At 51.1% G+C, this 14,621-nt stretch carries 13 protein-coding genes; 2 read left to right on the top strand and 11 right to left on the bottom strand.

The window, feature by feature from the left end; translation table 11 throughout:
* Nucleotides 1–104 precede the first annotated feature (104 nt).
* The 4 genes from A1SC_RS15855 to dhaK form a co-directional block, all read right to left on the bottom strand.
* Nucleotides 105–1,802 (bottom strand): alpha,alpha-trehalase, encoded by a 1,698-nt coding sequence (locus A1SC_RS15855; RefSeq protein WP_000804567.1) that lies wholly within the window; start codon nucleotides 1,800–1,802, stop codon nucleotides 105–107.
* A gap of 133 nt (nucleotides 1,803–1,935) precedes the next feature.
* Entirely contained in the window at nucleotides 1,936–3,354 is a 1,419-nt protein-coding gene (dhaM, locus tag A1SC_RS15860) for a dihydroxyacetone kinase phosphoryl donor subunit DhaM (RefSeq protein ID WP_016248799.1), read from the bottom strand.
* A 10-nt stretch (nucleotides 3,355–3,364) separates the two neighbouring features.
* Nucleotides 3,365–3,997 (bottom strand): dihydroxyacetone kinase subunit DhaL, encoded by a 633-nt coding sequence (gene dhaL, locus A1SC_RS15865; RefSeq protein WP_001516534.1) that lies wholly within the window; start codon nucleotides 3,995–3,997, stop codon nucleotides 3,365–3,367.
* A gap of 10 nt (nucleotides 3,998–4,007) precedes the next feature.
* Nucleotides 4,008–5,078: a dihydroxyacetone kinase subunit DhaK gene (gene dhaK / locus A1SC_RS15870; RefSeq protein WP_000733746.1), complete on the bottom strand. Its 1,071-nt coding sequence runs from the start codon at nucleotides 5,076–5,078 to the stop codon at nucleotides 4,008–4,010.
* 226 nt (nucleotides 5,079–5,304) lie between these two features.
* On the opposite strand from dhaK, the gene dhaR reads away from it, so the two are divergent.
* Entirely contained in the window at nucleotides 5,305–7,224 is a 1,920-nt protein-coding gene (dhaR, locus tag A1SC_RS15875; protein WP_001516533.1) for a dihydroxyacetone kinase operon transcriptional regulator DhaR, read from the top strand.
* Between the two features lie 37 nt (nucleotides 7,225–7,261).
* On the opposite strand, the gene A1SC_RS15880 is transcribed toward dhaR, so the two are convergent.
* The 3 genes from A1SC_RS15880 to pth all read right to left on the bottom strand — a co-directional run bounded on the left by A1SC_RS15880 (nucleotide 7,262) and on the right by pth (nucleotide 9,426).
* Nucleotides 7,262–7,444: a hypothetical protein gene (locus A1SC_RS15880; protein WP_016248797.1), complete on the bottom strand. Its 183-nt coding sequence runs from the start codon at nucleotides 7,442–7,444 to the stop codon at nucleotides 7,262–7,264.
* A gap of 189 nt (nucleotides 7,445–7,633) precedes the next feature.
* Entirely contained in the window at nucleotides 7,634–8,725 is a 1,092-nt protein-coding gene (gene ychF, locus A1SC_RS15885) for a redox-regulated ATPase YchF (protein WP_000505858.1), read from the bottom strand.
* Nucleotides 8,726–8,841: 116 nt separating this feature from the next.
* Nucleotides 8,842–9,426, bottom strand: coding sequence for an aminoacyl-tRNA hydrolase (gene pth / locus A1SC_RS15890; protein WP_016262060.1), 585 nt, complete (start codon nucleotides 9,424–9,426; stop codon nucleotides 8,842–8,844).
* 277 nt (nucleotides 9,427–9,703) lie between these two features.
* Between pth and ychH the strand changes: the two genes are divergently transcribed.
* A complete protein-coding gene (gene ychH / locus A1SC_RS15895; protein ID WP_000823885.1) occupies nucleotides 9,704–9,982 on the top strand; it encodes a stress-induced protein YchH in 279 nt (92 codons plus the stop codon).
* A 59-nt stretch (nucleotides 9,983–10,041) separates the two neighbouring features.
* Here the strand turns inward: ychH and dauA are convergent, their stop codons facing one another.
* The 4 genes from dauA to lolB form a co-directional block, all read right to left on the bottom strand.
* A complete protein-coding gene (gene dauA / locus A1SC_RS15900) occupies nucleotides 10,042–11,721 on the bottom strand; it encodes a C4-dicarboxylic acid transporter DauA (protein ID WP_001033338.1) in 1,680 nt (559 codons plus the stop codon).
* A 124-nt stretch (nucleotides 11,722–11,845) separates the two neighbouring features.
* Nucleotides 11,846–12,793, bottom strand: coding sequence for a ribose-phosphate diphosphokinase (gene prs / locus A1SC_RS15905; RefSeq protein ID WP_001516529.1), 948 nt, complete (start codon nucleotides 12,791–12,793; stop codon nucleotides 11,846–11,848).
* Nucleotides 12,794–12,943: 150 nt separating this feature from the next.
* Nucleotides 12,944–13,795: a 4-(cytidine 5'-diphospho)-2-C-methyl-D-erythritol kinase gene (gene ispE, locus A1SC_RS15910; protein ID WP_001516528.1), complete on the bottom strand. Its 852-nt coding sequence runs from the start codon at nucleotides 13,793–13,795 to the stop codon at nucleotides 12,944–12,946.
* Nucleotides 13,795–14,418: a lipoprotein insertase outer membrane protein LolB gene (gene lolB / locus A1SC_RS15915; RefSeq protein ID WP_001130692.1), complete on the bottom strand. Its 624-nt coding sequence runs from the start codon at nucleotides 14,416–14,418 to the stop codon at nucleotides 13,795–13,797. The genes ispE and lolB overlap by 1 nt, the downstream gene beginning before the upstream one ends.
* Nucleotides 14,419–14,621: the final 203 nt, after the last annotated feature.

The following is a 14,621-nucleotide window of genomic DNA, read 5'->3' as shown; positions in this document are numbered from 1 at the left end:
GGCTAAGGTATAGAACGTATAATGAGCGATTTTTGATATTTCATGGAAAAAATGGGCAATGCCAATTTAATGTGCGGAATGACATTGCCCGATATACAGTAAATTTAAGGCGTAGGTTCCGCCTCTTTTTGTTTAACCGGCGGTGTTGTTGATTTACTGAGTGGGCGACTTGCCGGAACGTTGTCACACGGTTGCGCTTTCGGGCAGATCAAATCCAGCATTTTCAGCGTCACGCCGTTGGTCCAGCCAAAGCCATCCTGCAACGGATATTCGCCACCGCCGCCACCTGTTCCGGTGGTGCTGACATCATATTTTTCGACCAGCTTTTTCTCCCGGTCATAAGTGTGTTGAACATTGGTCAGGAAATTCCAGCTAATATCCATCGCCACCTCATTTTGCCCGTAGTTTTGCAATCCTTCGGTAGCAACCCATTGCAACGGTGCCCAGCCATTTGGCGCATCCCATTGCTGTCCACTTCTCACCGAGGTGGTGTTCAGTCCGCCAGGTTGCAGCAGATGCGTTCTGGTCGCCGTTGCCATTTTGCTGGCACGATCTTTCGCCGCAGCGTTGACATACAGCGGGAACAGGGCGGCGGCAGTTAACTGATTGCGTACTTTATGGCTCTTCAGATCGTAATCGGCATACCAGCCTTGCTGGTCGTTCCACAGGTATTTTTCGATCCCTTGCTGACGGGCATTGGCTAATGTTTCATATTGACTGGCCATCGCGTTATCCCCGGCGGCTTTACTGGCGCTGGCGAGAATTTTTTCCATTTTATACATCAGACTATTAAGATCGACCGGCACAATGCTGGTGGTGCGCAAGGTATTTAACTGCTGTGGATTATCCATCCAGCGCGAGCTGAAATCCCAGCCAGATGCGGCGGCGGAACGCAGGTCGCGATAGATTTCCGTAGCGGGGCGACCGGGATTGCTTTTAGCTGTGGCGATATCTTCCACCCACGATTCCGGACGCGGTGTATCGCGGTCGTCCCAGTAGCGGTTAAGGATAGTGCCATCCTTGAGCTTTACAACGCGTTTTTCCTGTTGCCCGGCTTGCAGGTTTTCAACGCCGTCCATCCAGTAAGCATATTCTTTTTGCAGTTGCGGCAGATACTGTTTCAACGCTGCATCGCCTTCATGTTGTGCCAGTAACTCCACCATCAGGGCAAAGAAGGGTGGTTGTGAACGGCTCAAATAATAGCTGCGATTACCGTTTGGAATATGTCCGTAAGTGTCTATTTCATAGCCAAAATTCGCCACCATATCCGCAACTTTATCCCAGTGACCGCTTTCAGCAAGCCCCAGCATAGTGAAGTAGCTGTCCCAGTAATATACTTCCCGGAAACGCCCCCCCGGCACGACATAGGGTTTCGGCAACGGCAGCAGAGAGTCCCATTTTTCGGTGCTTTCGGTTGTGCGGGTTAATACCGGCCAAAGCCCATCAATATGTTCACGTAGCGACTGTCCCTTTGGTGGGATGTGTTTCTCGCCTTCTTTTGGCAGGGAGAAATTGACTTTCACGAAGTGACGCAAATCAAACCCGCTCTGGTTCTGTTGCATCCGGTAATCAGCGAGGATCATCAGCGGATCGCTGTTTGGCACGGCGTCGGCAAAGGTTTTTTGATCCGGAAAAAGTTTGGCGTTTTGTACATCGTCAAACAACGGTCCCAACAAAATATCAGGCGATTGTGGTGTGACGGCAATTTCTTCCGCTTGTGCCGATAGCGCGGCAAAACACAAAAAAAGTGTGGTGGGAATTAACGCCATTCTTTGTGGATGACGAGGGACACGTGGTTTCATCAATCATTCTCCTTTGGCGATACCGAACAAAACGGTATTCAAGTATCAGAAAACCTTAGTTCAGGATCGCCGTAAGGACATGATTGAAATCTTATTCTGCGAACTGACAGACAAATCTGACGGAGAATCTAATTTAACTCTGATGCCTGAAGCGTTGTGCTTTTACATCCAGGGTTAATGTCTCTTCAGGTTGTAGCGCATACAGTTTCTCGCCCTGCTGACAAACCCAGCCAATGCCCAGTTCACGGGCAATTAAGGCGCTGTGGGATACCGGGCTTCCGGCGCTAAGACAGATGCCTTTAACGACAGTCGGGTCCAGTTGCAACATGGTGGAAGGGTAAATATTCTCCGCCAGTAAAATAGTCGGCGCGCTAAATTGCGGCAGTTCTTCTTTCGTCTGTGTCAGGTGGAGCAGGGTACGATGCAGAAGATCGTCTACATCAATATAGCGAGCTTGCAAATATTCATCATCAAGCTGCTGATATTGCTGGCTAAGTTCTTTAAGAACCTGCTGCCAGGCATATTCTGCTGTGCAGTGTTCATGCTGAAGGAGTTCGCTTGCCGCCGCCAGTAGCTCAGGATCGTCTAACAGAGTATGGTGGCCGGAAAAGATCGCGGCGATATCGTCGAGCCCGTTTGCCTCTGCCTTTGCCGATAAGGCCATCAAATCTAACAATGTGAAGTCAATCGCCTGGCGTAATCGTTCCTGTTCTTGTTCCGCTGTCAGAGTTGATTTCGCCTGCACTGTGCATAAAACCGGTTGATAATAGAAGGCTTTACCCGTGACAGGAGGGACTGGGCGCAGAGTCGGTGGCGCTATCTCTTCCGTTTCACCAAAGTTATCTTCAGCCAACTGGCGGAAAGCGGCCAGCGCCTCTTCAGCTTCAGGCCCTTTCACAATCAGGCGCAGAGTATCGTTATAGCGGACTTGTAACAGCGCAATCTGGTTAATACTTTCCGGCGTGACGCATTTACCGTTTTTCTCCAGCAACATGTCCGCATTAAATACCGATAAGGTATAGACCAGTCGGGAGGCAGGGCGCACGTGGAGGCCGTTACGGTTTTTAATCACCACCGCCAGAGAACGAGCTTCTTCATCGTGCGGAGGGCATATGTCAGAGATTTCACTGTTGGATGACGGTAAACCCAGTTGTTCGCGTTTGGCTTCCAGCGCATGCATTGCGTCATGGATAACCTGGTTGATATCTGCACCTGACGCCGCGCTGACCGTCGCAGCCAGCGTCCCTTCAACCAACGGTGCGGCGCACAACCGTACTTTTGCGGCGATCTCTGGCGCAAGCAATTCCAGTGCGGTTTCTGCACTCAATAACGCGCTCCCCATATCCATCATGACCAGCACATGGTCGGCATCGGCAACAGATTCGATGGCTTCCATCACTTTGACGGCATCGGTGCCGATGGGATTTTGTGGATCATCAATCCCCGCGGCAACGGCGATTTTACAACTATCGCTCATCAGCATCTGACGGGCTAATTCACCAACACCTTCTCCCAGTCGGGCGCTATGTGAAACTATGACCAGGTTTACCATCACCAATTCCTTACTCTTTCGCGGCTAAAGCCAGCATTTTCATCATAAACATCACGGAGGTCGCGCCAGGATCCTGGTGACCGATACTGCGTTCACCGAGGTAACTGGCACGGCCTTTGCGGGCTTGCATCGTAATCGTGCTTTGTGCAGCGGATTCAGCGACGCTGCTGGCAGCGTCGAGCGCCGCCGGAACAGAGAGATTTTGCTCGCAGGACTGACGTAACGACTCAACCACCGGCACCCAGACATCGCACATGGTCTTATCGCCGGGCTCGGCTTTTCCCCGGCTGATTACGCCATCCGCACCATCGCGGAACATCTGATAAAGCTCTTCCAGCGTCAGGCTTTGTCGTGCCTGAGTTACCTGTGCGGCGCGAATAAAAAACGTACCGAACAGCGGACCACTGGCACCGCCGACGCTGGAAAGCAACGTCATACCGGTATTTTTGAGGATGAAACCAATATCCTTGTCCTCGATGGCGGGTAGTTTCTCCACCACTTTGCTAAAGCCACGATTCATATTCAGCCCGTGGTCAGCGTCACCAATTTCACGGTCAAGGCTGGTGAGATAATCGCTCTCTTTGCTGAAAATTTCTCCACAGCGAGTGAGCCAGTTAACAATCTGTGTTCTGCTCAGTGACATCATCATCTCCTTATTTACCCCAGTTGAGTGCCGGGGTATGAACCGGGGCGTCCCATAGTGCCAGCATTTCGTCATCAACTTTCAGTAAGGTGATAGAAAAGCCGGACATATCCAGTGAGGTGCAGTACGCGCCAATTAAATTACGCTCGATAGTCAAACCCGCTTGCTGACAACGCGTGGTCAGGCGGTTATAGACGCCGTATAGCTCAGAAAGCGGTGTGGCACCAAGATTGTTGACCAGTGCAATCACCCGATCGCCAGACTGTAGCGGCTGTTTGGTTTGCGTCTGTTCCAGCCAGTTTCCTTGTTGATAATCCCAGAAACGCAGCGTGCGATGATATGCGCCATTTTCCAGCAGGGTATCGAACATTTCATCGACGGTTTGATTAAGGGAAGAGAAGGGGCGACGGTCAATACCTGGTTCACCATGAATGCCAACGCCAAACTCCATCTCATTATCCGCCAACGTAAAAGACGGTTTGCCTGCGGCAGGAACGGTACAGGCACCGAGGGCGATACCAATTGAGTGACCCTGATTATTCAACTTACGCCCCAGTTCTGCACAGGCGTCCAGTGAGTCGCCACGTTCCGCCGCCGCACCCACCAGTTTTTCAATTAATACCGTGTTGGCAACGCCGCGCCGCCCGGCGGTGTAAAGACTGTCTTTCACCGCAACGTCGTCATCGACAACCACTGTGGTGACTTTTACGCCGCTGTCGTGCAGTAATTCTGTTGCTGTTTCGAAGTTAAGAATATCGCCGGTGTAATTTTTGATAATCAGCAGCACACCTTCGCCGCCATCAATTTGCATGGCGCATTCAAAGATTTTGTCTGGCGTCGGAGAGGTGAATATTTCGCCAGGACATGCCCCCGAGAGCATTCCCTGGCCGATATAACCGCAGTGCATCGGCTCGTGTCCGCTGCCGCCGCCCGACAGTAGAGCGACTTTTCCTGCAACGGGTGCATCAGCTCGGGTGACATACAGTGGGTCCTGATGCAGCGTCAGCGAAGGATGGGCTTTCGCCAGCCCTGCCAGTTGTTCGTTCAGTACGTCTTGCACATCATTGATCAATTTTTTCATTATTTTGCTCCAGCATTTACGGTAGGGCATGGATGATGTTCAACGATACGGCGACCACTGACTGCCGATGAATCCATTGTGCATCAGGCAAGGGAAAAGAAAATTAACCCAAATTGTGTTTCATAATGGAACATATGCTTTAATGAATGTTTCATATTGAAACTTGTATGTGTCTTAATACTAAAAATTGCGAGCCGGAACACCTTTTGTCATAAGTGAGCGGAATATGAATGGCGGTTTTAACGACGATAGCCGGGGGCTTTCTCCCTTAATTGCAGCCTCCTGGGAGCGATGCTGTAAGCTGATGAAACGGGAGTTATGGAGCAAACCGCACCAGGCACAGGGCGTAACATTTGCTTCTATTTGTCGGCGTAAAAAGGCGATGCTGACGCTCGGGCAAGCGGCGCTGGAAGATGCCTGGGAATATATGGCACCCCGAGAGTGCGCCCTGTTTATCCTTGATGAAACGGCCTGCATTCTTAGCCGTTATGGGGATCCGCAGACGTTGCGCCAGCTCAGTCTGCTGGGATTCAGCGACGGTACATATTGTGCTGAAGGGATCATTGGCACTTGTGCATTATCGTTAGCGGCTATCTCCGGTCAGGCTGTGAAAACGAAGGCCGATCAACATTTTAAGCAGATGCTTTGGGATTGGGCATTTTGTGCAACGCCACTGTTTGACAGCAAAGGGCGATTGACGGGGACGATAGCCCTGGCGTGTCCGGCTGAACAATCAACGGCAGCCGATTTGCCGTTGACGCTGGCAATTGCTCGCGAGGTGGGGAATTTACTGCTGACGGACAGTTTGCTTGCTGAAACTAATCGGCATTTAAATCAGCTTAACGCCCTGTTAGAAAGTATGGACGATGGGGTGATTAGCTGGGACGAGCAGGGTAATTTGCAATTTATCAATGCTCAGGCGGCGCGTGTTTTGCGTCTGGACGCGACGGCAAGTCAGGGCAAGGCGATCACTGAACTGTTAACGTTACCCGCCGTTTTGCAACAGGCAATAAAACAGGCGCATCCGCTCAAACATGTGGAAGCGACCTTTGAAAGCCAGCATCAGTTTATTGATGCGGTCATTACCCTTAAACCGATAATAGAAACGCAGGGAACCAGCTTTATTCTGTTGCTGCATCCGGTGGAACAGATGCGGCAATTGATGACCAGTCAATTAGGCAAAGTTAGTCATACATTTGCCCATATGCCGCAGGACGATCCGCAAACCCGCCGCTTGATTCATTTTGGCCGTCAGGCGGCGCGCAGCAGTTTTCCTGTTCTACTTTGTGGGGAAGAGGGCGTTGGTAAAGCCCTGTTAAGTCAGGCAATTCATAATGAAAGCGAGCGGGCAGCAGGGCCTTATATCGCCGTCAATTGCGAGTTATACGGTGATGCGACGCTGGCGGACGAGCTTATTGGCAGCGATCGCCCGGAGAACGAAAATGGTCGCCTGAGTCGGCTGGAACTGGCGCACGGCGGCACATTGTTTCTTGAAAAAATTGAATATCTGGCAGTGGAGTTACAGTCTGCTTTATTACAGGTTATCAAGCAGGGGGTTATCACGCGGCTGGATGCGCGGCGTTTAATACCGATTGATGTCAAAGTCATTGCTACAACGACCGCGGATCTGGCAATGCTGGTGGAACAAAATCGCTTTAGCCGGCAACTTTATTACGCGCTGCATGCGTTTGAAATTACTATCCCGCCGCTGCGTATGCGGCGCGGCAGTATTCCGGCGTTGGTGAATAACAAGCTGCGCAATCTCGAAAAACGTTTCTCAACCCGCCTGAAAATTGATGACGATGCGCTTGCCCGCCTGGTTTCTTGTGCATGGCCCGGCAATGATTTTGAACTGTACAGCGTCATCGAGAACCTTGCCCTGAGCAGCGATAACGGGCGAATTCGCATCAGTGATTTGCCTGAACATCTGTTTACCGAACAGGCGACAGATGATGTCAGCGCCACACGTCTTTCAACCAGTCTGTCATTTGCGGAAGTCGAAAAAGAGGCAATTATTAATGCAGCTCAGGTTACGGGCGGACGTATTCAGGAAATGTCTGCATTACTGGGGATTGGTCGCACTACGCTGTGGCGAAAAATGAAGCAACATGGCATTGATGCGAGTCAGTTCAAACGCCGTGGATAGTGGGAGAGTATGTACTCTCCCGTCTATGACTTACTAATTAATAGCGACTATGACCAGGGCTGCCATGATTTGGCCCACCATTTGAGGGGGGCATTGGCTTACCGGAGGCCGCAGGGCCACGAGGGCCATCGCTGTGGCGGTGATGATGGTGAGGAACACAAGCACTTAACAGGCTGGCGAAGACAATTGCTAACAGGCTGAAGGTAAATGTTTTTTTCATGACAAACTCTTGAACGGTTAATGCACTGTGATTGTTATCACATAAAAGCCATATTGTTAATATTGCCAGGAGTCTGATTATGAATTTCTGTAACTCAGAATTGGAAGCAGCAGCGTAGCAGGTAAAAAAAAGCCATTATGTGCAACTCACATAATGGCTCATTATTAACCGCTCGGGTATTACGCGGAATTAGACGTTGAACAGGAAGTTCATCACATCGCCATCTTTAACGATGTAATCTTTACCTTCTGCACGCATTTTGCCCGCTTCTTTCGCGCCTTGTTCACCTTTGTAAGTGATGAAATCTTCAAACGAGATGGTTTGTGCACGGATAAAGCCTTTTTCAAAATCGGTGTGGATTTTGCCAGCAGCCTGCGGAGCCGTTGCACCAACCGGAATGGTCCATGCGCGCACTTCTTTCACCCCAGCGGTGAAGTAAGTTTGCAGATTCAGCAGTTTATAACCAGCACGGATCACACGGTTCAGACCCGGCTCTTCCAGTCCCAGTTCCTGCATAAACTCGTCACGTTCTTCGTCGTCCAGTTCGGCAATGTCTGCTTCAACAGCAGCACAAACCGGAACCACGATAGAGCCTTCTTTCGCCGCAATCTCACGCACCTGGTCAAGATACGGGTTGTTTTCAAAACCGTCTTCGTTGACGTTGGCGATGTACATCGTCGGTTTCAGAGTCAGGAAGCTCAGGTAACGAATAGCCGCTTTCTCTTCTGCGCTTAAATCCAGCGCGCGCAGCATACCTGCGTTTTCTAGCTGTGGCAGACATTTTTCCAGAACCGCCAGTTCGGCTTTCGCGTCTTTATCGCCACCTTTGGCCTTCTTCTGTACGCGATGAATTGCACGTTCACAGGTGTCGAGATCCGCCAGTGCCAGTTCGGTATTGATAACGTCAATATCGTCCGCCGGGTTAACTTTGCCGGAAACGTGGATGATATTGTCATTTTCAAAGCAACGAACAACGTGGCCGATCGCTTCGGTTTCACGGATGTTGGTCAGGAACTGGTTACCCAGACCTTCACCTTTCGACGCGCCTTTTACCAGACCGGCGATATCGACAAATTCCATGGTGGTGGGAAGCGTGCGCTGCGGTTTTACGATTTCAGCCAGTTGATCCAGGCGTGGATCGGGCATTGGTACGACGCCGGTGTTCGGCTCGATGGTGCAGAATGGAAAGTTGGCCGCTTCAATACCGGCTTTGGTCAGCGCGTTGAACAGGGTAGATTTCCCGACGTTGGGCAAACCGACGATACCGCATTTGAATCCCATGATTTAAATCACCTTAATATCTTAATAATCAACCTGTTATCGTAAACAGATTGTAGAAATGGAAATAACTTTGCCTATTATACACGGCACTCGGCAAAAATGCCGCAGACAACGACTTATTGCGCTTTAAAGGCGTGCAATCGGTTCGTTGCTTTGGTCAGGCCATCTGTAAACCACATTTCAGTACAACGTGCCGCTTCGTCGATGGCGTCATCAATTAACTTCTGTTCACTAACAGGTGGTTTGCCTAACACAAAGCCGACAACTTTGTTTTTATCGCCCGGATGACCAATTCCGATGCGTAAACGGTGAAAGTTAGGGTTATTACCTAATTTACTGATGATGTCTTTCAGTCCATTGTGACCACCGTGGCCACCGCCCAATTTAAATTTGGCGATGCCAGGAGGCAGATCCAGTTCGTCGTGGGCGACCAGAATTTCATCCGGGTTAATGCGGAAAAAACTGGCCATCGCTGCGACTGCTTTGCCGCTGAGATTCATAAATGTAGTCGGGACTAACAGGCGGACATCTTCTCCTCCGAGAGTCACTCGTGAGGTATAACCGAAGAATTTAGCTTCTTCCCGTAGAGGGGCGCGTAAACGCTCCGCCAGTAAGTCAACGAACCAGGCACCAGCATTATGTCGCGTTGCTGCATATTCAGCGCCGGGGTTCGCCAGGCCGACAATCAATTTAATCGTCACGTTTTTTTGTCCTGAGTGAGTACATAACTGGCGCGTAGTTTACTGGTTGCGGCCCCGCTTGACAAAAAACAGCGCCTTATATGCTGACAACACAATAATTGCCTCTACAGACTATTAGAAAGTCAGGGTGTTCAGATGGTTATTTGTAAAGTTTTGTTGAAATAAAGGGGGTAATTGTGATCACACCCGCACATAAGCCACAGGGTGTTGTCTATACTTTACACATAAGGATGAGGGGTATTCCCTGTTACAACCCAGAAAGTTCCGGAGGTGACATATGAAACGCAAAAACGCTTCGTTACTCGGTAACGTGCTCATGGGGTTGGGTCTGGTGGTGATGGTGGTTGGCGTGGGGTATTCAATCCTCAACCAGTTACCACAGTTTAATATGCCCCAGTATTTCGCACATGGTGCAGTGCTGAGTATTTTCGTCGGTGCCATTCTCTGGCTGGCGGGTGCCCGTGTTGGTGGGCATGAACAGGTGTGCGACCGTTACTGGTGGGTTCGCCACTATGACAAACGTTGCCGCCGTAGCGATAATCGTCGTCATAGCTAATGTATAATGCAGTTTACTGACCAGTCAGTTTGCGCTGACTGGTCAATTTAATGCCTTTCTTACAGATCAGCCATCGCTGCGCTGCGATTCGGGAAGAACGCCAGGCGTCCCGGAATCGGTTGAATACCGGATCGAGCCATTGTGCGCAGAGGCTGAAATTCCACGTTACACACGCGCAGTTCACACCCTTCAGGCAGTCGCTTCACAAAACGCTGGAACGCATCAAGACCACCGGCATCAAGCACCGGAACGGCATCCCACTTCAGAATAACAATTCGTTTTCCTTCCAGACGTGATTCCAGTTCAGTGAACAGACCTTCAGCCGCAGCGAAAAACAGCGGGCCGATAACACGCAGAACCAGTACATCGTCAGGCACGTCTACTGCTACCGGAGCCAGGCGAGTCATACGGGCGATACGGCGCATAAACAGCAGCGATGCCAGCACGATCCCTACGCTGATGGCAATAACCATATCAAACAGCACGGTCAGTGACATGCACAGCAGCATGACGATGATGTCATCCTTCGGCGCATGACGCAGCAAATCGACCACTTTATGCGCTTCACTCATGTTCCACGCCACCATCAGCAGCAGGGCAGCCATGGCGGAAAGCGGCAGCCAGGAAAGCAGCGGTGCCAGTACCAGCAGGGCAAGAATAACCAGAATAGAGTGAATTACCGCCGAGATGGGGGAAGTCGCCCCGGCACGGACGTTAGCGGCAGAACGCGCGATCGCGGCTGTAGCGGTAATACCGCCAAAGAATGGGGCAATGATATTCCCCAGCCCCTGGCCGACCAGCTCACTATTCGCTTTGTGTTTCGTCCCGGTCATACCATCCAGTACCACAGCGCAGAGCAGAGATTCAATCGCCCCGAGCATTGCCATTGAGAATGCTGCAGGCAGAAGAGTGCGAATGGAGTCCCAGCTTAGCGTGAATTCTGAATTGGGCAGATCCCATGGTAGCACCAACTGCGGCAGCAGTTGCGGGATACCGTTACCCTGGGAGCCATCGGCCAGAACGTAGTGGAATTGCGAGCCGATGGTAGCAACATGCCCGCCGAGTAGGTTAACAATTCCCATCACCGCACAACCGGCCAGCAATGCTGGAAGGTGACCAGGTAAACGGATGCCCAGGCGCGGCCAGAAAATCAGGATCCCAAGCGTAACAATACCAATTGCGGCATCACCCACGTTAATCGTCGGCAGAGCCATAAATAATGCGCCAACTTTTTGCAGATAATGTTCCGGGACATGAGCCATTTGCAGACCGAGAAAATCTTTAATCTGCATCGTACCGATGGTGATCCCGATACCCGAGGTGAAGCCTAAGGTAACGGAAACCGGAATATACTCAATCAGGCGGCCAAAGCGTGCCAGCCCCATCAGGATCAAAAAGATCCCAGACAACAATGTCGCAACCAGCAGGCCTGCCAGTCCAAACTGTTGCGAAACAGGATAGAGAATTACCACAAATGCCGCAGTCGGACCGGAGACGCTAAAGCGCGACCCACCCGTCAGAGCAATGACAATCCCTGCAACAGCAGCGGTGTATAAACCGTACTGTGGAGCTACGCCACTGCCAATTGCTAACGCCATCGCCAGCGGAATAGCAATAATCCCGACGGTAATCCCGGCAATCAGGTCACGGGTAAACCGTGCGGCAGTGTATTTTTCTTTCCAGCAAGCGTCGATCAGAGCGCGGAAAGGCATCACATGTGAGGAGAATATTTTGTTCACAATAATGTTTCATCCGTGAGCGCATCATCTGTCAACTAAATGGCAGGTGAAGGAGGCATAGGTCATACAAATGGATATTACAGACAAAAAAACCCGCCGCAGCGGGTCTTTGAGCCGGGTTCGATTAATGTTCGAACATAGCAGAGATCGATTCTTCGTTGCTGATACGACGAATCGCTTCGGCCAGCATACCTGACAGGGTCAGAGTACGCACGTTCGGCAGTAATTTGATTTCATCGCTCAGCGGAATAGTATCGCAGACAACGACTTCATCAATTACAGAGTTACGCAGGTTGTTCGCCGCGTTGCCAGAGAAGATCGGGTGAGTCGCATACGCAAATACACGTTTAGCACCACGTTCTTTCAGCGCTTCAGCAGCTTTACACAGCGTACCGCCAGTGTCGATCATGTCATCGACCAGTACGCAGTCACGGCCTGCAACGTCACCGATGATATGCATCACCTGGGAAACGTTCGCACGCGGACGACGTTTATCGATGATTGCCATATCGGTATCGTTCAACAGCTTAGCGATAGCGCGGGCACGCACAACGCCGCCGATGTCCGGAGAAACCACAATCGGGTTATCCAGATTCAGCTGCAGCATGTCTTCCAGCAGGATCGGGCTACCAAATACGTTATCAACCGGAACGTCGAAGAAACCCTGAATCTGTTCAGCGTGCAGATCCACTGTCAGCACACGGTCAACACCGACGCTGGAGAGGAAGTCTGCAACCACTTTCGCAGTGATTGGTACACGAGCGGAACGGACGCGACGGTCCTGGCGCGCATAGCCAAAGTAGGGGATAACAGCGGTGATACGACCTGCGGAAGCACGACGCAGGGCATCAACCATAACGACTAATTCCATCAGGTTGTCGTTAGTAGGGGCACAAGTGGACTGGATGATGAAAATATCACCACCGCGTACATTTTCGTTGATTTGTACGCTGACTTCGCCGTCGCTAAAGCGACCTACAGCGGCGTCGCCGAGTGAAGTGTACAGGCGGTTGGCAATACGTTGTGCTAGTTCCGGGGTGGCGTTACCAGCAAAAAGCTTCATATCAGGCACGAGAAGAACCTCAGGCATGCGTCCATTGGTGGAAAGAATCTGCCGAAAACTGTGCGGGCCAGGCAATATTCTTTCCAGGCGGTGTATTAAAGAGCGCGATGCAACGTCTGGAACAAGGTGACGTTGTCACCGAAACTCAGCTTGCCCGGCTTAAAGCATGGCTCTGTGCAATGGGGAAAGGTTGACGCCTTTCGCCACAAAGCCATTGAGCCATTCCGGGGCTTGCTCTAGCACCTGGCGGGCTTCAGACTCTGTATCAAATTCAGCAAAGACACAGGCCCCTGTCCCAGTCAGGCGCGACGGGGCGTATTCTAACAGCCAGGAAAGCACCGCATCAACCTCGCGAAAACGTTTTCTTGCGATAACCTCGCAATCATTGCTAAATTCACATTTTAGCAACGTTTCTATTGACCTTTTCGGCGTGTTGCGCGGGAGTTCGGGATCTTTAAAAATTACCGGTGTCGGAATACTCACACCAGGGTGCGCTACCAGATACCATTTTTCTGGCGGATCCACCGGTGTTAATATTTCGCCAACGCCTTCGGCAAAAGCAGCATGACCACGCACAAAGACAGGCACATCAGCGCCCAGCGTCAGCCCCATTTTCGCCAGCTCCTCGATGCTGAGTCCACATTGCCAGAGATGATTTAACGCCACCAGAACAGTCGCGGCATTGGATGAACCGCCGCCCAGACCACCGCCCATCGGCAAACGCTTGTCAATACTGATATCTGCACCGCTTCCCGCCGGAAGACGCCCGCTGGCGGCTGCTGTTTTCATCAGCAAGCGTGCCGCGCGAACAATCAGGTTATCTTCGTTTTCCACGCCTTCAACGGGCGTTAACAGGCGAATTTCCCCATCGTCACGAAGTTCAATGTTGATGGTGTCGCCGTAATCAAGAAACTGAAACAGCGTTTGCAACGTGTGGTAGCCGTCCGCACGCTGACCGGTAATGTATAAAAACAGATTAAGTTTTGCCGGAGAAGGCCACTGAGTCCGCATTATTTCACTATCCAGTTATCCATTTTTAACTTGATGCGCTGACCGCCGTCGGTGAGCTCCATATTGGCAGGCATCGCGGGTTGCGTTTTAGTGTCATAACCACCGTATACCACTTTCCAGTTTTTGCCGTTCTGGCTGTAGGTGATTTCACTCAGGCGATATTGATCGTCCAGTTTGTAGTCGGTCGCGTCTCCCGGCAAACCTAAAATCCACTGACGCAGACTATTGAGCGGTATTGGCATTCCGGTCAATTTGCCTATCATCTCTTCGGCATCATCAGCGGTGTAGCGCTGGCCTTTGTTATCCACTAACTGCACGTTACCTGGTTGCGCATTCAGCTCCAGCTCGGTGCTGCCCAATGGGTTAGTCAGCAGCAGACGGTAACGATCCTGACCGGTTTGCTGCCAGAAAAAGCGGGCGTAGACTTTCTGTTGATCGGAAATATAAGCAAACGCACCGCGAGTCTGATACTGATTAAGATTACGAACGTCTTGCTGATGCTGACGCCACTGTGGCGAATCCGGGCTTTTGCCTGGACCTTTGGGCGTGGTAACGGAACAGGCAGTGAGCACGAGGGCTGCCAGCGGTAGCAGGCGGATAAGACGAAAATCGGGCAGGGGCATAATGATGACAAGTCCTTGAGATACGTTGCAGTTATAACCCTTAATGCTAGCGTTACCGTCCGCTATCGTCTATGTTCAAGTTGTCTTAATTGCCAGAATCTAACGGGTTTCGGCAATTACTCCAAAAGGGGGCGCTCTCTTTTATTGATCCCGCGCATCCTGTATGATGCGAGCAGACTAACCATATCAACGTTGGTATTATT

The organism is Escherichia sp. KTE52, from assembly GCF_000408325.1.
In the GTDB taxonomy this organism is placed as follows: Bacteria; Pseudomonadota; Gammaproteobacteria; order Enterobacterales; family Enterobacteriaceae; genus Escherichia; species Escherichia marmotae.
The sequence above is the reverse complement of the archived record's forward strand: the minus strand, read 5'-3'. Positions and strand labels throughout refer to the sequence as shown.